At 57.6% G+C, this 19,406-nt stretch carries 19 protein-coding genes and 1 tRNA gene; 18 read left to right on the top strand and 2 right to left on the bottom strand.

All coding sequences use genetic code 11. From position 1 onward, the window contains the following. Window positions 1-22 precede the first annotated feature (22 nt). The 15 genes from AC2D8P_RS11020 (at window position 23) to AC2D8P_RS10950 (ending at window position 13,955) form a co-directional block, all read left to right on the top strand. Window positions 23-1,201 (top strand): thiolase family protein, encoded by a 1,179-nt coding sequence (locus AC2D8P_RS11020; protein WP_484702717.1) that lies wholly within the window; start codon window positions 23-25, stop codon window positions 1,199-1,201. Then, window positions 1,198-1,653, top strand: a complete 456-nt coding sequence (locus AC2D8P_RS11015) for a GAF domain-containing protein (protein WP_484702716.1) — start codon at window positions 1,198-1,200, stop codon at window positions 1,651-1,653. The genes AC2D8P_RS11020 and AC2D8P_RS11015 overlap by 4 nt, the downstream gene beginning before the upstream one ends. A gap of 169 nt (window positions 1,654-1,822) precedes the next feature. Beyond that, window positions 1,823-2,383 carry a helix-turn-helix domain-containing protein gene (locus AC2D8P_RS11010; protein WP_484702715.1) on the top strand — a complete coding sequence of 187 codons (561 nt, stop codon included), beginning with the start codon at window positions 1,823-1,825 and terminating at the stop codon, window positions 2,381-2,383. Window positions 2,384-2,392: 9 nt separating this feature from the next. Then, window positions 2,393-2,794 carry a GFA family protein gene (locus AC2D8P_RS11005; RefSeq protein WP_484702714.1) on the top strand — a complete coding sequence of 134 codons (402 nt, stop codon included), beginning with the start codon at window positions 2,393-2,395 and terminating at the stop codon, window positions 2,792-2,794. Then, a complete protein-coding gene (locus AC2D8P_RS11000) occupies window positions 2,787-3,161 on the top strand; it encodes a GFA family protein (RefSeq protein ID WP_484702713.1) in 375 nt (124 codons plus the stop codon). Before AC2D8P_RS11005 ends, AC2D8P_RS11000 begins: the two co-directional genes overlap by 8 nt. Then, complete coding sequence (locus tag AC2D8P_RS10995; RefSeq protein WP_484702712.1) at window positions 3,161-3,553, top strand: GFA family protein; 393 nt, start codon at window positions 3,161-3,163, stop codon at window positions 3,551-3,553. Before AC2D8P_RS11000 ends, AC2D8P_RS10995 begins: the two co-directional genes overlap by 1 nt. A 12-nt stretch (window positions 3,554-3,565) precedes the next feature. After that, entirely contained in the window at window positions 3,566-6,016 is a 2,451-nt protein-coding gene (locus AC2D8P_RS10990) for a GcvT family protein (RefSeq protein ID WP_484702711.1), read from the top strand. Further along, window positions 6,013-6,888: a homocysteine S-methyltransferase family protein gene (locus tag AC2D8P_RS10985; protein ID WP_484702710.1), complete on the top strand. Its 876-nt coding sequence runs from the start codon at window positions 6,013-6,015 to the stop codon at window positions 6,886-6,888. Before AC2D8P_RS10990 ends, AC2D8P_RS10985 begins: the two co-directional genes overlap by 4 nt. Before the next feature lie 3 nt (window positions 6,889-6,891). Next, complete coding sequence (locus AC2D8P_RS10980) at window positions 6,892-7,350, top strand: pyridoxamine 5'-phosphate oxidase family protein (RefSeq protein WP_484702708.1); 459 nt, start codon at window positions 6,892-6,894, stop codon at window positions 7,348-7,350. Between the two features lie 10 nt (window positions 7,351-7,360). Beyond that, a complete protein-coding gene (locus AC2D8P_RS10975) occupies window positions 7,361-8,365 on the top strand; it encodes a GlxA family transcriptional regulator (RefSeq protein WP_484702706.1) in 1,005 nt (334 codons plus the stop codon). A 95-nt stretch (window positions 8,366-8,460) separates the two neighbouring features. Further along, on the top strand, window positions 8,461-9,513 hold the full coding sequence (locus tag AC2D8P_RS10970; protein ID WP_484702704.1) for an alcohol dehydrogenase family protein: 1,053 nt from the start codon (window positions 8,461-8,463) through the stop codon (window positions 9,511-9,513). Window positions 9,514-9,527: 14 nt separating this feature from the next. After that, a complete protein-coding gene (locus AC2D8P_RS10965; protein ID WP_484702702.1) occupies window positions 9,528-11,969 on the top strand; it encodes a GcvT family protein in 2,442 nt (813 codons plus the stop codon). Window positions 11,970-12,565: 596 nt separating this feature from the next. Continuing rightward, on the top strand, window positions 12,566-13,213 hold the full coding sequence (locus AC2D8P_RS10960) for an RluA family pseudouridine synthase (RefSeq protein WP_484702700.1): 648 nt from the start codon (window positions 12,566-12,568) through the stop codon (window positions 13,211-13,213). Window positions 13,214-13,448: 235 nt separating this feature from the next. Beyond that, complete coding sequence (locus tag AC2D8P_RS10955; RefSeq protein WP_484702698.1) at window positions 13,449-13,757, top strand: BufA1 family periplasmic bufferin-type metallophore; 309 nt, start codon at window positions 13,449-13,451, stop codon at window positions 13,755-13,757. 121 nt (window positions 13,758-13,878) lie between these two features. Continuing rightward, window positions 13,879-13,955: transfer RNA gene (locus AC2D8P_RS10950), tRNA-Arg, on the top strand. A gap of 34 nt (window positions 13,956-13,989) precedes the next feature. On the opposite strand, the gene AC2D8P_RS10945 is transcribed toward AC2D8P_RS10950, so the two are convergent. Further along, window positions 13,990-15,942 (bottom strand): transglycosylase domain-containing protein, encoded by a 1,953-nt coding sequence (locus AC2D8P_RS10945; RefSeq protein WP_484702697.1) that lies wholly within the window; start codon window positions 15,940-15,942, stop codon window positions 13,990-13,992. 1 nt (window position 15,943) lies between these two features. On the opposite strand from AC2D8P_RS10945, the gene AC2D8P_RS10940 reads away from it, so the two are divergent. From AC2D8P_RS10940 to AC2D8P_RS10930, 3 genes are all read left to right on the top strand, one after another. Beyond that, the gene (locus AC2D8P_RS10940) at window positions 15,944-16,162 is read left to right on the top strand and encodes a hypothetical protein (protein ID WP_484702696.1); all 219 of its coding nucleotides are present in this window, start codon (window positions 15,944-15,946) and stop codon (window positions 16,160-16,162) included. Window positions 16,163-16,458: 296 nt separating this feature from the next. Next, window positions 16,459-16,797, top strand: a complete 339-nt coding sequence (locus tag AC2D8P_RS10935; RefSeq protein WP_484702694.1) for a P-II family nitrogen regulator — start codon at window positions 16,459-16,461, stop codon at window positions 16,795-16,797. Between the two features lie 23 nt (window positions 16,798-16,820). Further along, window positions 16,821-18,143, top strand: coding sequence for an ammonium transporter (locus AC2D8P_RS10930; RefSeq protein WP_484702692.1), 1,323 nt, complete (start codon window positions 16,821-16,823; stop codon window positions 18,141-18,143). Between the two features lie 55 nt (window positions 18,144-18,198). Here the strand turns inward: AC2D8P_RS10930 and AC2D8P_RS10925 are convergent, their stop codons facing one another. Continuing rightward, entirely contained in the window at window positions 18,199-19,356 is a 1,158-nt protein-coding gene (locus tag AC2D8P_RS10925) for an alpha-hydroxy acid oxidase (protein ID WP_484702690.1), read from the bottom strand. Between the last annotated feature and the right edge of the window lie 50 nt (window positions 19,357-19,406).

The raw sequence follows: 19,406 nt of genomic DNA, 5'->3' as shown, positions 1-19,406 counted from the left end.
CCGGAAGAATCGGGGTCATGACATGAGACGCATTACGATTGTTGGGGCAGCTCGGACGCCCATGGGCGGATTGCAAGGGATGCTCAGCTCTGTCCCGGCGGCGCATTTGGGCGGCGTCGCGATCCAGTCGGCCGTTTCACAATCCGGGGTGACAGGTGATCTGATCGATGAGGTCCTGATGGGGTGCGTCTTGGGCGCAGGTCAGGGGCAGGCCCCGGCGCGCCAGGCGGCGTTTGCCGCGGGGTTGGCCCAGGACATTCCGGCAACAACGCTGAACAAGATGTGTGGCTCTGGGATGAAGGCCGCAATGGTGGCCAGCGATCAGATCGCGCTGGACCGGTCAGGCATCATTGTCGCCGGCGGGATGGAGAACATGAGCGCCGCACCTTATCTGCTGCCGAAAATGCGATCCGGGGCGCGGTTGGGCCACGATGCTGTCATCGACAGTATGTTTCTGGACGGATTGGAAGATGCCTATGACAAAGGGCGGCTGATGGGCAGCTTTGCCGAGGATTGCGCCGAACGGTATCAGTTCACGCGCGAGGCCCAGGATAGCTACGCGTTGGCCTCTTTGGCACGTGCGCAAGGGGCGCAGGGTTCTGGCGCGTTCTGTGCGGAAATCGCACCGGTTACGGTTAATTCGCGCAAGGGCGAAGTTGTCGTGTCAGAGGATGAACAGCCCGCCAATGCCCGGCCCGAGAAAATTCCACACCTAAAGCCCGTATTTCGTGAGGGCGGCACGGTTACACCGGCCAATTCGTCATCTATATCAGACGGGGCCGCGGCATTGGTTCTGGCGTCCGAAGAGGTGGCCGAACAAAACGCCCTGCCGATCAGGGCACGGATTGTCGGGCATGCCACCCACGCCCAGGCCCCGGGTTGGTTCACCACTGCGCCAGTGCCTGCAGCGCGCAAACTGCTGGATCGGATCGGCTGGACCATCGCAGACGTGGACCTGTGGGAGGTGAACGAAGCCTTTGCCGTGGTCCCCATGGCGTTCATGCAAGAAATGGATCTGTCGCATGAGATTGTGAATGTAAATGGCGGGGCCTGTGCGCTTGGCCACCCGATCGGCGCGTCGGGCGCGCGGATCATCGTAACTTTGCTGAATGCATTGGAGCAGCGCGATTTGAAACGCGGTGTTGCCGCCATCTGCATCGGTGGGGGCGAGGGCACGGCCATCGCGATTGAACGCCCATGAAAATTGACTACTCAGAGATCCGCAAAATCATCGCGGCCCTGACCGAGGGCGAAACCGATCCGATTGCCCTGATGGCCACCGTGGCCTGCGAATTGCATCACGCTGATGACCGGTTCGACTGGACCGGGTTTTATCGCAATGTCGGCAATGACACGCTCAAAATCGGCCCCTATCAGGGGGGGCATGGTTGTCTGGTCATCCCCTTTGCGCGGGGCGTTTGCGGGGCGGCGGCCCGGACGGGCAACGTGCAATTGGTCCCCGATGTCGATGCCTTTCCCGGCCATATCGCCTGCGCCAGTTCGACCCGGTCAGAAATCGTGTTGCCGGTCTGGAATGGTGCGGGTGACCTGATCGCGGTTCTGGATATTGACAGCGATCAACCGGGCGCGTTTACCGAAGAGGACGTCACTGCGTTGACCGATATCCTGTCTCTGGTTTTTTCCCAAACGTAGTTCCTTTCGCCAAAAATACCTCGGGGTGAATGGCCCAACGGGCCAGAGGGGCAGCGCCCCTATTTGACGGCAAGATAGCCAATGAAAAAAGATTTGATTTTTTCATTGGCTGCGGTATCGTGAAATTTAGCGACATAATTTCACGAGGTGACTCGCCATGCGACACGACATGCCCCAGAAAACCCAAACTTTGGGGGCGGATCTTCGTGCGTTGCGCAAGGCCCGCAATCTGACACTGTCAGATCTGGCCAACCGGTTGGGTCGGTCAGTGGGGTGGCTAAGCCAGGTTGAACGTGACAAATCAGAACCATCCATTTCTGATCTGCGCCAAATCGCAGGTTGTCTGGGCGTTCCGATGTCGATGCTTTTCGCCCACGCGGCGGTGCCTGCGGAGGAACAGGGTTATGTCGTCCGATCCGGGTCCCGCCGGCCCATGGGGTCAGGCGAAGAGGGCCTGATCGAAGAATTGCTCTCGCCCGATCTGACCGATGATTTCGAAATGGTGCATTCCACCTTTCAGCCCCGGTCCCAGATGCAGGTGCCCGCAGATCGGCAAACGCAAGAGGTCGGTTATGTCATCTCTGGCCGCTTGGACCTGAAAATCGGCGGTCGCGACTATACCGTCGGTCCGGGGGACAGTTTTCGGATCAAAAACGAACCCTACCAATGGGCAAACCCTTATGACGAACCCTGCGTGGCGATCTGGGTGATCGCACCGCCAGTCTATTGAGAGGAAAAGATGATCAGCGGATCTTGTCTGTGCGGCGCAGTGATGTTCGATCTCAGGCCACCCTTGCGGCCGGTCTATGCGTGTCACTGCGGGCAATGCCGAAAAATCTCTGGTCACTTCTGGGCGGCCACCTCTGTGCCCGACGAGGCCCTGAGTATTCGAAAGCAGGACGGTCTGAAATGGTTTCAATCCAGTGAGACCACCCGTCGGGGATTTTGCGATCAGTGCGGATCCAGCCTGTTCTGGGCCCCCGAAGGTCAGAACCGGACGGTTGTGGCCGCAGGTTCCATAGATGGGAGCACAGGGTTGGAAACAAAGGCGCATATCTTTGTCTCGGACAAGGGCGATTACTACGCGCTGTGTGATGGCCTGCCACAGTTTGACCGGTTTAAGGGGGACGAAAGTGATTAAGGGACACTGCCTGTGCGGCGACATCGGTTTTGAAACGATTGCGGAGCCTCAGGGCGCCTCAATGTGCCATTGCGGGCAATGCCGGCGCCAATCTGGGGGGATATGGTCCTCAGCCAATGTGCCTGTGGCCGCACTGAAAATCACTGGCGAAGTGAATTGGTATGCTTCCAGCAAAATTGCCAAGCGAGGCAGTTGTGCGCGTTGTGGGACGTTTCTGTTCTGGAAGGCCAATGATGAAGACACGATCAGTTTCTCGCTGGGGGCAGTCGAGGGCGATACCGGCCTTCGTCTGACCAAGCACATCTTTGTCGCCGACAAGGGTGACTATTACGACATCGCGGATGGATTGCCGCAAGAGGACAATTGATGATGCTGTATCGCGGCTCTTGTGAATGTGGTGCAGTTGCCTATGCGGCCGAGGCCGACAGGCACGCGGTCACTATATGCCATTGTGGCCAATGTCTTCGCACCAGCGGCCATGCCTGGGCTTCGGTCTCGGTACCTGCGGACAGTATCAGGCTCACCTGGTCCGACGGGCTGAAATGGTTCAAGTCTTCAGACATCGCGCGCCGCGGATTCTGTCAAGAGTGCGGCTCCAGCCTTTTCTTTGATGTCATTGGCAAAAACCGCACAGCCATCGGCGCCGGAACGCTCGACCAACCAACCGGGTTGAGAACTGGAAAACACATCTTCACTGCGAACAAGGGTGACTATTACGAAATCACCTGCGACGCGCCTCAATTTGAACACTACGAGTAGGGATTGAAACTCATGGCTGATCTTCCAAGCAAAGCACGGGTCGTCATCATCGGGGGCGGCGTTGTCGGCTGTTCCTCGCTTTACCATCTGGCCAAGAAGGGATGGACCGATTGCGTTCTTCTGGAAAAGAACGAGCTGACCGCAGGCTCCACCTGGCACGCAGCAGGCAACGTGCCGACATTTTCGACCAGCTGGTCGATCATGAACATGCAGCGTTATTCGACCGAGCTTTACAGCGGGTTGGCCGAAGAGGTCGATTACCCGATGAACTATCACCAGACCGGATCGATCCGACTGGCCCATTCCAAAGAGCGGATGCAGGAATTTGAGCGCGCCTGTTCCATGGGCCGCTATCAGGGCATCGAGATGGAGATGTGGACCCCCGAGGAGGCCAAGGGGCGCTATCCGTTCCTGGAAACCCATGATCTGGCCGGTGTCCTGTGGGATCCGTCGGATGGCGATATCGACCCGGCGCAGGTTACCCAGGCCCTGGCCAAGGGCGCGCGCGATATGGGCGCGAGGATCATCCGGTTCTGTCCGGCGACCGGTGTTACCCAGCATGATGACGGAACATGGACCGTTCACACCGACAAAGGCGATATCGCCTGTGACTATGTCGTGAACGCGGCGGGATATTATGCCCAACGTGTGGGCGAATGGTTCAAACCTTACGGTGGGCGCACCGTTCCGATGATGGTGATGAGCCACCAGTATCTGCTCACCGAACAGATCCCAGAGATCGAAGCATGGTCCAAAGAAAACGGTGGCAAGAAACTGCCCCTGATCCGCGACGTTGATGTGTCGTATTATCTGCGTCAGGAAAAGAACGGTTATAACCTTGGTCCCTATGAACCAACCTGCAAGGGCCACTGGATGACCGAGGACGACCAGATGCCCGAGGATTTCAGCTTTCAACTGTGGCAGGACGATCTGGACCGGATCGAGGACATCGTCACCGATGCCATGGAACGGGTGCCGCTGATGGCCAGCTCCGGTGTCAGCAGCGTTATCAACGGCCCGATTCCTTACGCCCCGGATGGGCTGCCGTTGATCGGTCCGATGCCGGGTGTGAAAAATGCGTTTGAGGCCTGTGTCTTTACCTTTGGTATCGCTCAGGGCGGTGGGGCCGGTAAGGTGCTGGCCGAATGGATTGTCGATGGCCAGACCGAATGGGACATGTGGTCCGTCGATCCGCGCCGTTACACGGACTACACCGATCAGGATTATTGCAACCAAAAAGGTTTGGAAGTCTACGGTAACGAATACGCCATGCATTTCCCGCATCACGAATGGCCCGCCGCGCGCGACAAGAAACTGTCGCCGGTCCATGCCAAGGTCAAGGAACTGGGCGGTGTGATGGGTGCCTATAACGGTTGGGAGCGGGCCAATTGGTTCGCGAAACCAGGCGATGATACATCCGAGGAAAGCACCCACACCTGGGGCCGCTCTGGCCCGTGGGCACAGCGGATCAAGGAAGAGTGCGAAGCCGTGCGCGATCACTGCGGCGTGCTGGATCTGCCCGGCTTTACCCGCCTATGGGTCCAAGGTGAAGGCGCCGATGACTGGCTTCGTGGCTTCTGCACCGGCGGCATCCCCAAGGTCGGCCGGATGAACCTGATCTATGTGTCCGATAACCGCGGCCGTATCCTGACGGAAATGTCCTGTATCCGGCTGGCTGAAAACAGCTTTGTCCTGATCACCGCCGCGACGGCGCAGTGGCATGACGGCGATCTGGTGCGCAAGTCTGTACCAGCAGGCGTCACCGTGCGTGAAACCACTACCGAACGTGACACGCTGATCGTCACCGGGCCGAAATCGCGCGAGGTTCTTGCGGGCCTCACCGATGCAGACCTGTCGATGGGATGGCTGACCCATCAGCACTGCACCGTTGCCGGACGCAAGGCGTTTATGATCCGCGTGTCCTTTGCCGGGGAACTGGGCTGGGAGGTCCACGCCCAGAACGAGGATATGCCAGAGATTTACGAGGCCGTGCTGAACGCAGGCGCCAAACCCTTTGGCATGTACGCCCTGAACGCCTTGCGGATCGAAAAAGGCTACCGCGCGTGGAAGGGCGATCTGTCGACCGATTACTCCCTGCTCGAAGGCGGGTTGGAGCGTTTCGTCAAGCTTGACAAACCGTTTGATTTTGTTGGCAAGGCGGCGATCCAGAACGAGAAACAGCAAGGCGTGAAGAAGTCTTTTGTGACACTGGTGGTCGATGCCGGTGATGCGGACGCGCCCTATATGTCCTGCATCTGGCACGGCGATCAGATCGTGGGCGAAACCACATCAGGCGCCTGGGGATACAGGGTGAACACCTCTGTCGCGCTTGGCATGGTGCGGCCTGATCTGGCGGTGCCGGGCACCGAGTTGGAGGTTGAAATCTACGGCCAACGATGCCGCGCGGTGGTTCAAAAAGATGAACCCCTGTGGGATCCGGCCAACGAAAGGCTGCGGGCGTGACAATCACGCTTTTGGATGGGGGTATGGGCCAGGAACTCTTGGCCCGTACCAAATCTGCACCCACCGGCCTGTGGGCCACGCAGGTGATGATGGATCATCCGGATGCGGTTCGGGCGGTGCATGACGATTACTTTGCCGCTGGTGCTGACATTGCGACCGCCAATACCTATTCCATCCATCGCGACCGGTTGGAAGGGACAGAGGTGGAAAGCCGTTTTGCAGAGCTCCACATTCTGGCCTGCCAGATGGCGGCCCAAGCACGTGATGCGCATGGGTCGGGTCTAGTCGCCGGATCACTGGGCCCCTTGGGCTGGTCCTACCGCCCGGATATGGCGCCTCGTGCTCAGGAAGCCGCCCCGTATTACGCAGAGATCGTGGCGCTGCACGCGCCTTATGTGGATTTGTATATCTGTGAAACCATGTCCTCTGTCGATCAGGCGCGCGGGGCCTTGTTGGGGTGTGCGGCATCGGACAAGCCTGTGTGGTTGTCGATCTCCGTGGACGACGCGGATGGTCGCAATTTGCGATCCGGCGAACCGGTAGAGGCAATCCTGCCGCTGCTGGCTGAGTTCAATCCGGCCGCTGTTCTGATCAACTGCTCAACACCAGAGGCCGTCAGCGACGCGTTGCCCATTCTTGCGGATGCTGATGTGCCCTTTGGCGCCTATGCTAACGGGTTTACACATATCACCAGCGACTATCAGACCAAATCAGCGACCGTGGATCTGTTAAAGGCGCGATCCGATCTGGGGCCAGAGGCCTATGCGGCCTTCGCCCAGAATTGGGTGGCGTTGGGGGCGACGATTGTCGGGGGCTGCTGCGAGGTTGGCCCGGCGCATATCGCCCTTCTGTCAGAGCGTTTAAAAGGATAAGTCATGAAGCTGCCAAATTATGCCAGACATGTCATCGAAACGTTCCGGCTGGGATATGTGGCGACAGTTACGCCGGGCGGGCGCCCCAGCGTTTCCCCGAAAGGGACGTTTGTGGTATTGAATGACGATACCATTGCATTTGGTGAAATCCGGTCGCCCCAAACCCTGACCAACCTGTCCCACCTGCCGGAATGCGAGGTCAATTTCGTCGATCCCTTTGCCCGTAAAGGGGTGCGTGTTCGGGGCAACAGCCGCCTTGTTCGTCGGGCAACAGAGGAGTTCGCACAGCTGGTTCCGACATGGCAGGCGATCTGGGGGGATCTGGCAGAGCGGGTTAATGTGATTGTGGTATTGGATGTGACCGAGGCAAAGCTTTTGACCACCCCGCCTTATGATGATGGCGCCACCGAAGAAGAGATGGTTGCGCTGTACAAATCCAAATACGCAGAGATTTATCCCTGAGGGTAACGCCATGACGGGTGAAACAATCAGCACTTTCGGCGCAAAGGATCCTGGCGCAAGGCGGGTCCAGTTCGATATACTGGTGGCGCAGGATTATGTTCTGATCGAGGTGGCAGGGCTGGTTGAAATTCTGTCTTTGGCCAATCGCGTCAGCGTGCCGCCGATGTTCACCTGGACATACCGATCAAAGACCGGCGGACCAGTGCGCAGCCGCACCGGCGCAATTCTGGACACCGAGCCGGTCGCACAAAAACCTGACGCGGATTACCTGTTCGTCATCGGAAATACCGATCCTGACAATCCGGCGCTGAGCACGGGGCGTATCGTGTCTGATTACACCTATCGCGGCGCGCAGGTGTTTTTGCTGGCAGAGGCCGCCAGCCGCTATATTGGCGAATATGGGGGAAAGGGTCTGATCCACACCACCCATTGGGAAAACACCATGATGCTGCGCGAACGCGAGGTGAAGTTTGACGCGCTGTCGCTGATCGCGGTGGAGGATGGCCAGATCGTGACCTGTGCGGGGATGGAAACGACAACCGACATTGCACTGGCCGTGGTCGGGCGCCACGTCTCTTCTGCGGCCAAACGCACCATTGCCGATATTATGCTGCATGAACGCATCCGTGATTTTTCCACACCGCAGCCTTTTACCGGGATGGCGGGATCGTTCACCGGCGATCGCGATCTGGACCGCTGTATCGACCTGATGCAGTCCAACATGGAGGACCCGATGCCCATCAGTGATCTGGTGGCGCAACTGGGTATTTCAAGCCGGTCTTTGGAGCGCAAGTTTAAATCGCACCTAAACTCGACGCCCAATACCTATTACCGGGAACTGCGCATGAACCGGGCGTCGAACCTCTTGGCCAATACCACGATGAGCGTGCGCGATATCGGGCTGGCCTGTGGATTTCCCAACGGGTTTTCCAGCCTCTACAAAAGTTTTTACGGCATTACACCGCATGCTCTGCGGTTGAAGATGCGGCAGGGCGCAAAATCCGCCGATCGGTGATATTTCGCCACGGTTTGGCGTTTTTCACACTTTTTTTGTCGGTCTGACGTGGCAAGCTGCCGGGGAACAAGGATTCGAACCGCCAGAGCCTCATGATGACGATCCCCAACACAATGTCTGGTGTCCAACTGACCGGCCATGGCGGGCCGGAGATGCTGGTCTGGAACGACGCCATCTCGGTGCCACAATCTGGCGCTGGTCAGGTGCTGGTCAAGGTGCTGGCCGCCGGGGTTAACAACACCGATATCAACACGCGGATCGGCTGGTATTCAAAGGATGTCAGTGGCGCGACCGACAGTGGCGCGACCGCGGAGGAGGGCGGTTGGTCCGGGGCGTTGACGTTTCCCCTGATTCAGGGCGGTGATCTGTGTGGTCGCGTTGTTGCCATTGGTGCGGGCGTGGATGGGATCTCGCCGGACATGCGTGTGACCTGCCCGATCAACCAGCCCAAACCAACCCCGGATGCGCCGACGAAATTTGATGCGCTCGGGTCTGAATATGATGGCACCTTTGCCGAATACTGTGTGGTGGATGCAAACCAGGTGTTTGATGTCAGCGCCTCGCCCCTGTCCGACATTGAAATCGGCGCCATGCCCTGTGCCTTTGGCACTGCCTATAACCTGCTGAAACGTCCCGGTGTGGGATCAGGGGATCATGTTCTGATTACCGGTGCCTCTGGCGGGGTTGGATTGGCGGCTGTGCAACTGGCCAAGGTACTGGGGGCAGAGGTGACGGCGATCACATCCCCGGTCAAGGCCGATGCCGTGCGCGCCGCAGGGGCGGATCATGTTTTATTACGCGGCGACACACCGCCTGCGCAAAGCTTTACCACGGTCGTCGATGTCGTGGGTGGCGATGACTGGGGCGCCCTGATCGATGCACTAAAGCCCGCCGGGCGTTATGCGGTCTCTGGCGCTATCGCCGGCCCGATTGTCGAGGCCGATCTGCGTACGATATACCTGAACGATCTGACGCTGTTTGGCTGCACCTATCAGCCGATCGAGGTCTTTGCCGAACTGGTTGATCTGATCAATCACGGGCGCATCCGGCCGCTGGTGTCAAAAACCTATCCCCTGCGTGACATCGCGCAGGCACAGGCGGACTTTGCCGCCAAAACCTATCCCGGAAAACTGGTTCTAATACCCTGAAGGAGTCTCCCTGAATGTCTCTTCCCTCTCACGCCCGCGTCGTCATCATCGGTGGTGGTGTTATTGGCTGTTCGGTCGCTTATCACCTGGCGAAAATCGGCTGGAAGGACATTGTCCTTCTGGAACGCAAACAGCTGACCAGTGGCACAACCTGGCATGCTGCCGGTCTGATTGGCCAGTTGCGCGCCTCTTCCACCATGACCAAGCTCGCCAAATATACGACCGAACTGTATCAGCGGTTGGGCGATGAAACCGGCATTTCAACCGGGATCAAGGCCAACGGGTCAATCTCTGTCGCGATCACAGAGGAACGCAAGGAAGAGCTTTACCGCGGCGCGGCCATGGCACGCGCCTTTGGTGTGGATGTCGAGGAAATCTCCCCCCAGACGGCCAAGCAGATGTATCCACACCTGAACATCGAGGATGTGACTGGCGCGGTTTATTTGCCGAATGACGGTCAGGGCGATCCGGCCAACGTGGCGCTGGCGCTGGCAAAGGGCGCACGGATGATGGGCGCCATGACCAAAGAGGGCGTCAAGGTCACCGCCATCACTCAGGCCGAGGGACGCGTCACCGGCGTGGACTGGCAGATGGGCGAAGAAAACGGCCATATCGCGGCAGATTATGTGGTGAACTGCGCGGGCATGTGGGGGCACGAGGTCGGCCGTATGGCTGGTGTCAACGTCCCGCTGCATGCTTGCGAACACTTCTACATCGTGACCGAGGCGATCCCCGAACTGACCGAATTGCCGGTTCTGCGGGTGCCGGATGAATGCGCCTATTACAAGGAAGACGCCGGAAAGATCCTGCTGGGCTGTTTTGAACCCCACGCCAAACCCTGGGGGATGAAGGGCATTCCCGAAGATTTCTGTTTTGACCAACTGCCCGAAGATTTCGATCACTTTGAGCCGATCCTGGAAATGGCCGTCAACCGGATGCCGATGCTGGCAGAGGCAGGCATCCACACCTTCTTTAACGGCCCCGAATCCTTCACCCCCGATGACGCCTATCATCTGGGTGAGGCGCCGGAATTGAAAAACTTTTTCGTGGCCGCCGGATTTAACTCTATCGGTATTCAATCGGCTGGTGGCGCCGGTAAGGCGCTGGCCGAATGGATGGACAGTGGCGAGAAACCCTTTGACCTGGGTGGTGTGGATATCAGTCGCATGCATCCTTTCCAGGGCAACAAGCATTACCTGTTTGAACGGTCCAAGGAAACGCTGGGGCTTCTTTATGCGGATCACTTCCCCTATCTGCAAAAGCGCACGGCGCGCGGTGTGCGCCGCACGCCCTTCCATCATCATCTGAAGGAACAAGGCGCGGTCTTTGGCGAGATCGGCGGCTGGGAACGCGCCAACTGGTTCGCAAATGAAGGTCAGGAGCGGGAATACCAATACACCTGGAAGCGCCAGAACTGGTTTGAAAACTCGGCCGCCGAACACCGGACTGTGCGCGAAAACATGGGCATGTATGACATGTCGTCCTTTGGCAAGATCCGGGTCGAAGGACCTGATGCAGAGGCGTTTCTCAACTATGTCTGCGGGGCCAATATGTCTGTGCCGGCGGGTAAGATCGTCTATACGCAGTTCCTGAACTCTCGCGGCGGGATCGAGGCCGATGTCACTGTCACCCGCTTGTCAGAGACCGTCTATCTGGTGGTGACACCCGCAGTGACCCGCTTGGCCGATCATACCCGCCTGCAGCGATTTGCCGGTGACTACCGTGTGACTGTTACGGATGTCACAGCGGCAGAGGGTGTTCTGGCAGTGATGGGACCAAACGCGCGCGATTTGCTGGCCAAAGTGTCGCCAAATGATTTCTCTAACGCCATCAACCCGTTTGGTACCGCCCAAGAGATCGAGATTGGTATGGGCCTCGCCCGGGCGCACCGCGTGACCTATGTGGGTGAGCTGGGATGGGAGATTTACATTCCTGCAGAGATGTCCGGCCACGTCTTTGAGACACTTTGGGACGCCGGGCAAGACATGGGGCTGAAACTGTGCGGCATGCACATGATGGACAGCTGCCGGATTGAAAAGGGCTTCCGCCACTTTGGCCATGACATCACCAGCGAGGATCACGTAGTGGATGCGGGTCTGGGCTTTGCCGCTGACCTGTCCAAGGATGATTTCATCGGTAAGGCTGCCGTGGCAGAGCGCAAAGCCAACGGGCCCAAGAACCGCATGGTCCAGTTCAAACTGACCGACCCGGAACCGCTGCTCTACCACAACGAACCCCTGATCCGGGATGGCGAGATTGTCAGCTATATCAGTTCGGGCAATTACGGTCACACCTTGGGCGGCGCGATCGGCATGGGTTATGTCCCCTGCGAGGGCGAAAGCGCAGCAGATGTGCTGGCGTCAAGCTACGAGATTGATGTCTGCGGCGTTAGGGTCAAGGCAGAGGCATCTTTGAAGCCGATGTATGATCCGAAATCCGAGCGTGTGAAAGTCTGACACCGTCGCAATACCGACGTAATACCGATGCAAAACCCCCGGCCCAGCTGGGGGTTTTTCGTTTGGCCTGTGTATCCTAACGTAAACATTTCCCGGAATGCGTGTGGGTTTTGGATATCTATTCAATTCATGATATACTCTACGAACACTGACGAGGAAGAGACTATGAACTCTGACCTATTATTTGTCGGTGGCGTGGTCCTGATCGCATTGGCCCTGCTAGTATTGCCCAAGCGAATACGAAATGGCCGTATGACTGCGGGCGGGGTATTTGTATTGGTCCTGGGGGGCGCTTTGGTTGTTTTCGCAAACGCAATGCATCCAGAAGGATACGGGGTGAGCGACGTCCCTAGCACATTCGAACGCGTTATGTTTCGAGTTGTGAATTAGATATTTGTACCCGGGAGTATTTGCCCGGATCGACGCTGCTGAAAGGCTGCAGATCATCTGCTGAAACTGGCCTCACTGGCCGGTCAAGGGTCGTGTGCGTGAATTCCCCTTAGCTAACATCGATTGAGTACCCGTTCCCATTTCCCCACGCCGTGAGGTGCCTGTTGGGAATTGTGAAGACCGGCAGCACATGATAGCCCGTGCCTATGACTACCGACTACATCCCTCCGACCGCCCCTTTGGACATTCTGCACGACGATCATGAAATCGTCGTGGTGAATAAACCGTCTGGCCTGCTGTCTGTTCCGGGGCGGGGGGCGCATCTAGCGGATTGCCTGATCACTCGATTGCAAGACGTCTTTCCACAGGCGTTGTTGGTGCACAGGCTGGATCGCGATACTTCGGGCGTCATGGTCTTTGCCCTGACGCCGTCCGCACAACGACATTTAAGCGGCCAGTTTGAAAAGCGTCTGATGAAAAAAACCTATGTTGCGCGCGTCTGGGGGGAGGTGCCTGACAAGACCGGGACAGTAGATCTGCCATTGATCGTGGATTGGCCGAACCGGCCATTGCAGCATGTGGACCATGTGCATGGCAAGCCCGCGATCACTGATTGGCGTGTGATGCGGTATGAAGAGGGAACAACGCGGATACGCCTGATGCCCAAAACCGGGCGCAGTCACCAGCTTCGGGTTCATATGAAAGAGATCGGGCATCCGATCTTGGGTGATCCGTTTTATGCCAGTGGTGACGCGCTGAATTTTCCCCGCCTGATGCTGCATGCTCAGTCGCTTAGATTGAACCACCCTGACGGTGGGCGCGGCGTGTCGTTCACGGCTTCGTCACCGTTTTGAAACGCAAATCATCCGAAATGTTACAGTTCTCTGCTGGCGAAAATTTGCCGAATTTTTCATATAACTGATTGAAGATAAGCATGTTTTCGCCATCACAGTCTGAAAATTGGCGATAAACTTCCACTCACAAACAATTCAGAATGGCCCTGTTGCTTCGCGCCGCAGAATGGTCATTCTACACCAAGCCGCGCAATTCTGCTGCGGAAGACTTAACAGAATTTACGGAGCACCCGAGATGTCCAAGACCCTTTCTTCTTTCGCAGTTGCCAGTGCCGTCGCTGCTGCAGTTACCGCCCAAATCGCAACCCCGGCCGCCGCTGCCGGTGGTGAAAAATGTTACGGTGTGTCGCTGGCAGGCGCGAATGACTGCGCTGCTGGCCCGGGTACAACCTGTGCTGGCACCTCGACCGTTGACTACCAAGGCAATGCCTGGACGCTGGTTGATGCCGGTACTTGCGAAGGCACGGAACTGCCTGCCCAAGCCGACGGATCTGCACGTATGGGTTCTCTGGAGCCGCTGGAGCGTGATCTGCCAGCATCCTAATGTTCGGATTTTTAAATGCATTGGGGCGGCGACCATTTTGGTCGCCGTTTCTTTTTTGCCACCAACCCGGTACAATCCCGATTGAAGACCATTGTTGATCTGCATAATGTGCCCGCAGGCTGGCCCCGTGGCTCAACTGGATAGAGCAGCCCCCTCCTAAGGGGCAGGTTGCAGGTTCGAATCCTGCCGGGGTCGCCACAGCCGTTTCATTGCGCCCTCGGTCAGGTCAGGATCAATTCCGGCGCCGAATACCAAACAGATCCAGAATAAGATCCTCGATGGCGCTGTCTGAGCTGTTCCGTCTGCGGTTGTCGCGTCGGTTACCTCGTTCACGCCCGCGCGGACGTTCAGAGATGAAATTTTCTTCTGGGGCCGGGGTGATCATGGGCAGGGGCCGGGACTGCAGGCCGTCAATCACACGGCTGGTCGCCTCGCGCCAGATATCAGCGGGCAGCCCGCCTCCGGTCACGCCGGACAGCGGTGTATTGTCGTCGTACCCCATCCAGACGCCAACTACATAATCTGCGGTAAAGCCGATGAACCATGCGTCGCGGGCCGAATTTGTGGTGCCGGTTTTCCCTGCTGCTTGCCATCCGGGCAGACGGGCACGGGTGCCGGTCCCGGCCTCGATGACCCGGTTCATCATATAGGTCAGTTGGCGCGCTGCATTTTCAGAGATCACACGCTCGCCAATGCCGCCTTCCTGTTTCATCAGGGGAAGGTCTTCGCCTTGCAGGCGCAGCTCGACCAGCCCGTAAGGGGTCACTGCGCTGCCGCCGTTCAGGATGCCGGCATAGGCACCGGTCATCTCGATCAATGTTGCCTCTGACGCGCCAAGCGCCAGCGCCGGACCAAGGGCCAGATCGCTGCTGATGCCAAATCCTTCGGCTACTGTGCGCACGCTTTCCAGGCCAACTTCGTTCGCGACCTTGACCGCGGGGACATTCAGCGAATGTTGCAAGGCCTGGGTCATCGACACCAAGCCGCGATAGTCGCGGCTGTAGTTCTTGGGACACCATTCGCCAGAGCCGGGAATATTCATGCAAAAAGGTTCATCCTCCAGCACGCTGTTATAGGTGAATCCCAAATCCAGAGCAGCGGCATAGACGAAGGGCTTGAACGCGGATCCGGTTTGCCGCAGTGCTTGTGCCGCGCGATTGAACGCGCCCGTGACCTTGGTCTCGCGCCCGCCGACCATGGCACGTACAGCGCCGTCTGCCGACATCACGACAATTGCTGCTTGTGCTTCTGATCCTTCGCGCACTTTGTTTTCAAAGATATATTGCATGGCATCTTCGGCGGCTGTCTGGATGCGTTGATCCAGCGTCGTCTGAAGGATGACATCTTCGGTGGTTTCTCGGGTCAGAAAGTCAGGTCCGCTGCCCATAACCCAATCAGCAAAATAGCCCCCGGCACGGGCTGCTGCTGCCCGGCTGAGTTCTGCCGGGTTGGCCTGTGCATAGGCCGTTTCGGCCCGGGTCAGATAGTCCTGCTCCTCCATCAGGCGCAAAACGGTTGCGGCGCGTTCTTGTGATCGTTCCAGATTATTGGTGGGGGCGTAACGTGTCGGGGCGACCAACAGGCCCGCCAGCATCGCAGCCTCTGACGGGCTGACCGCGTTGGCGGAGGTGCCAAAGTAGCGCTGACTGGCCGCTTCAAACCCACGGGCCCCGGCGCCCAGAAAGGCGCGGTTCAGATATATGGTCAGAATCTCATCTTTGGAAAACTTGGCTTCGAGCGCAAGCGCATAGATGCCTTCTTTGGCCTTGCGCCATAGTGATCCTTTGCGGCAGTCGGCCTCATAGGCTGCTTCGGATTTCCAATCAGCGGGATTATATGGATTGCCCAGACACAGCAGTTTGGCGGTTTGCTGCGTAATCGTTGATCCACCATGCCCCGAAAGCGGGCCGCGCCCTTCGCGCAGATTGATGCGAATGGCCGACAGGACGCCGCGCGGGCTGACACCGAAATGGCGATAGAACCGCTTGTCCTCGGTGGCAACGACGGCGTTTTTCAGATGCGGTGATACAGTTTCAGCGGTGATCATCCCGCCAAACTGTTCGCCGCGCCATGCAAAGACTTCCCCATATCGATCCAACAGCGTGACAGAGCCTTGCGCGCGTTGATCGATCACTTGATTAAGGGAGGGGAGCGTCAGGTACACAAAGCCTACCCAAAGTGCCACAATGGCCCCCGCAACCAGGGAAAACCGCCAGATCGCCCACCAAACCAAACGCCAGATCCACCGCAGGAAGCGGGTAATGAAATTGCCCGAGTTTTTCTTGCGTCTGCGCGTGGTTTTGCGATGCGTGGTTTTCCGGGTCGTGGTTTTTTTTGCGGCTGTTTTTTTACCCACCGGTTTGGTGGTCTTTTTTGTGGTCTTCTTTGTAGACGCCTTTGGATAGCGCCGCTCTGCCACGAGGGGTGGCTTCTTTTTACCGGGACCACTCATTCTGATTTGCCTGCTCGCAAAAACTTGTTTCGACGGAATCTACACCGCCTGAGCGGGAATGTGGAGCGGCATGGCGCAAATTCAGTCTTTTTGCAACTGCCGCATTAATGAGCAGCAAGTTTGATTTTAAGGCATTCCATCTCAATTTCCATATTTTAAAGGCAATTATACGGTTCCTTTTCTTGATGTGAGGTCAAAGTGGTCGCGAAATGCTGCGCATGCACAATCGCTGACGAAAGGGGAATCCTAGTGAAATTCATCATAGCGACCATCAAACCGTTCAAGCTGGACGATGTGCGCGAGGCGCTGACCGAGCTGGGCGTTCGCGGGATGATGGTGTCCGAGATCAAGGGCTTTGGCGCCCAGTCTGGACATACAGAGATTTATCGCGGTGCTGAATACACCGTGAATTTCGTCCCGAAAATCAAGCTTGAGATCGCCGCCAGTGCCGCAATGGCGGATGAGATCATCGAAACCATTCGCAATACCGCCATGACTGGCAAGATCGGCGATGGAAAGATTTTCGTGCTCGACCTGCAGCAGGCCATGCGGGTGAGAACGGGCGAAACCGATCAAGAGGCGCTGTAGCGCCCCGACAAAGGAACAGATCAATGATTGCAAGACGACTGATATTTGCGGCGCTGATGGCCGCTCTCCCGACGATAGGCTTCGCGCAAGAGGCCGACACGACGCCGATGAATGCCGAGATAGGCTTTATCTTTACCACGTTCATGTTTCTGATCTCGGGCATCCTGGTGTTTTGGATGGCCGCCGGTTTCGCCATGCTCGAGGCCGGGCTGGTGCGATCCAAGAATGTGACCATGCAACTGACCAAAAACATCGCGCTGTTTTCATTGGCGGCGCTCTTTTACTACGCCATTGGCTATAACCTGATGTATCCGGGCGATGGCTGGACTGTCACCGGCATTCTGGGGGCCTTTGGCCCGGCAGGGTTGGAGCCCGTGGGGTTGGAAGGGGCTGAGCCTGACTTGACCTATGCCTCTGTTGGGTCAGATTTCTTCTTTCAGTTGATGTTCTGTGCAACCACCGCCTCGATCGTGTCGGGCACGCTGGCGGAACGGATCAAGCTGTGGCCGTTTCTGGTTTTCGTCATCATCCTGACCGCGCTGATCTATCCAATCCAGGCGAGCTGGAAATGGGGTGGCGGGTTCCTTGATGCGGCGGGGTTTCAGGATTTTGCAGGTTCTACCGTGGTGCATTCCGTCGGTGGTTGGGCCGCACTGACCGGCGCGATTATCCTGGGCCCGCGATTGGGCAAATTTGCCAAAGATGGCCGTGTGCAGCCCATTCCTGGTTCTAACCTGACTTTGGCGACGCTGGGCACGTTCATCCTGTGGATGGGGTGGTTCGGTTTTAACGGTGGGTCGCAGCTGTACATGGACACGGCCGGCAACGTGGCCGATATCAGCCGGATCTTTTCCAACACCAACACTGCGGCCGCGGGTGGGGCGATTGCGGCCCTGATCCTGACGCAAGTGCGGTTTGGCAAACCTGACCTGACCATGGTTCTGAACGGCGCGCTGGCGGGTCTGGTATCGATCACGGCTGAGCCGCTGACCCCGTCTCTGGGCATGGCGACCCTGATCGGGGCCATTGGCGGTGTGATCGTGGTCTTTGCCGTACCGCTGTTGGATAAGTTGAAAATCGATGACGTGGTCGGTGCGATCCCGGTACACTTGCTGGCTGGCATCTGGGGCACCATTGCTGTGCCACTGACCAATGGCGGGGCAAACTTTGGCGCGCAGCTTTACGCGATCATTGTTGTTGGGGTGTTCACCGTGGTGGTCTCTGCCGTGGTTTGGATGGTGCTGAAAGCCATCATGGGCCTACGGGTTGATGAAGAGACAGAGATCAACGGCTTGGACATGGCTGAGCTGGGCATGGAAGCCTACCCGGAGTTTTCCAACGGCTAAGACCCTCGCAAATGGGAGGCCTGACCCGGGTGGAAACGCCCGGGTTTTCTTATTCTCATTCCCCGGAAAACCCTTTGGGAACCAGTAAGATATCGCGATCAACCTGGTTGATATCGCGATGTCCGCATAAGGCCATGGAGGTATCCAGTTCTTTGTGGATGACGTTTAAGGCTGCGCTGACGCCGGCCTCCCCCATCGCGCCAAGGCCGTAGACAAAGGCACGGCCAATCATGGCGCCCTTGGCCCCCATGGCGGTGGCTTTCAACACGTCTTGGCCGGACCTGATCCCGCTGTCCAAATGCACCTCTATCTTGTCGCCTACCGCATCTATGATCGCGGGCAGGGCGCGGATCGAACTAAGCGCGCCGTCCAACTGTCGCCCGCCATGGTTAGAGACGACAATCGCATCAGCGCCCACATTCAGGGCCTCCACCGCGTCGCGCGGGTCCATAATGCCCTTGATGATCAGTGGGCCATCCCACATGCGGCGAAACTCGCGAATGCGGTCCCAGTTCAGGGCGTGATCCATGGCCTCTGCAAACCAGGATGTCAAAGATCCCGGGTCGCTTACACCCTTGGCATGACCGATCACATTACGAAATTCGCGCCGCTTGGTGCCCAGCATTGCCAGCCCCCAACGCACCTTGGTCGCCATGTTGAGCATATTGGGGACGGTCAGCTTGGGTGGGGCAGACATGCCGTTTTTGATGTCCTTGTGCCGCTGGCCGAGGATTTGCAGATCAACGGTGATGACCAGCGCTGAACAATTGGCTTCCTTGGCCCGCGCGAAAAGCCGGGTCATGAATTCATCATCCTTCAGAGTGTAGATCTGAAACCAAAACGGTTTTTCCGTGTTCTCTGCCACATCCTCGATTGAACAGATCGACAGGGTGGAGAGCGTATAGGGCACTCCAAATTTTTCCGCGGCCCTGGCGGCCTTGATTTCCCCATCCGCGCATTGCATGCCGGTCAGCCCGACCGGGGCCAAGGCAACGGGCATGGCATAATTCTGCCCGACCATTTTGCAGGCGGTGGAACGGTTGGTCATGTCTACGGCGACGCGCTGTTTGAAATAGAGCCTGTCGAAATCAGAGCTGTTTTCGCGAAAGGTCTGTTCCGACCAACTGCCGGATTCGGCGTAGTCATAGAACATCTTTGGCACGCGTCGCTGATACAGCCGCTTTAAATCATTGATCTCGGTGATGATTGGCATAAGGAATCTCGTATATTGGTAATATTATTTTACCAATACTTGCAATAAGT

This window comes from Roseovarius sp. YIN77 (genome assembly GCF_057219155.1).
The sequence above is the reverse complement of the archived record's forward strand: the minus strand, read 5'-3'. Positions and strand labels throughout refer to the sequence as shown.

Coding starts and splice junctions, on each gene's coding strand:
- AC2D8P_RS10980 (WP_484702708.1), top strand. CDS start 6,892: ATGAAGCTGCCAAATTATGCCAGACATGTCATCGAAACGTTCCGGCTG.
- AC2D8P_RS11005 (WP_484702714.1), top strand. CDS start 2,393: ATGATCAGCGGATCTTGTCTGTGCGGCGCAGTGATGTTCGATCTCAGG.
- AC2D8P_RS10995 (WP_484702712.1), top strand. CDS start 3,161: ATGATGCTGTATCGCGGCTCTTGTGAATGTGGTGCAGTTGCCTATGCG.
- AC2D8P_RS10930 (WP_484702692.1), top strand. CDS start 16,821: ATGATTGCAAGACGACTGATATTTGCGGCGCTGATGGCCGCTCTCCCG.
- AC2D8P_RS10960 (WP_484702700.1), top strand. CDS start 12,566: ATGACTACCGACTACATCCCTCCGACCGCCCCTTTGGACATTCTGCAC.
- AC2D8P_RS11015 (WP_484702716.1), top strand. CDS start 1,198: ATGAAAATTGACTACTCAGAGATCCGCAAAATCATCGCGGCCCTGACC.
- AC2D8P_RS10975 (WP_484702706.1), top strand. CDS start 7,361: ATGACGGGTGAAACAATCAGCACTTTCGGCGCAAAGGATCCTGGCGCA.
- AC2D8P_RS11020 (WP_484702717.1), top strand. CDS start 23: ATGAGACGCATTACGATTGTTGGGGCAGCTCGGACGCCCATGGGCGGA.
- AC2D8P_RS10965 (WP_484702702.1), top strand. CDS start 9,528: ATGTCTCTTCCCTCTCACGCCCGCGTCGTCATCATCGGTGGTGGTGTT.
- AC2D8P_RS11010 (WP_484702715.1), top strand. CDS start 1,823: ATGCCCCAGAAAACCCAAACTTTGGGGGCGGATCTTCGTGCGTTGCGC.
- AC2D8P_RS10955 (WP_484702698.1), top strand. CDS start 13,449: ATGTCCAAGACCCTTTCTTCTTTCGCAGTTGCCAGTGCCGTCGCTGCT.
- AC2D8P_RS10970 (WP_484702704.1), top strand. CDS start 8,461: ATGACGATCCCCAACACAATGTCTGGTGTCCAACTGACCGGCCATGGC.
- AC2D8P_RS10925 (WP_484702690.1), bottom strand. CDS start 19,356: ATGCCAATCATCACCGAGATCAATGATTTAAAGCGGCTGTATCAGCGA.
- AC2D8P_RS10990 (WP_484702711.1), top strand. CDS start 3,566: ATGGCTGATCTTCCAAGCAAAGCACGGGTCGTCATCATCGGGGGCGGC.
- AC2D8P_RS10940 (WP_484702696.1), top strand. CDS start 15,944: ATGGCCCCCGCAACCAGGGAAAACCGCCAGATCGCCCACCAAACCAAA.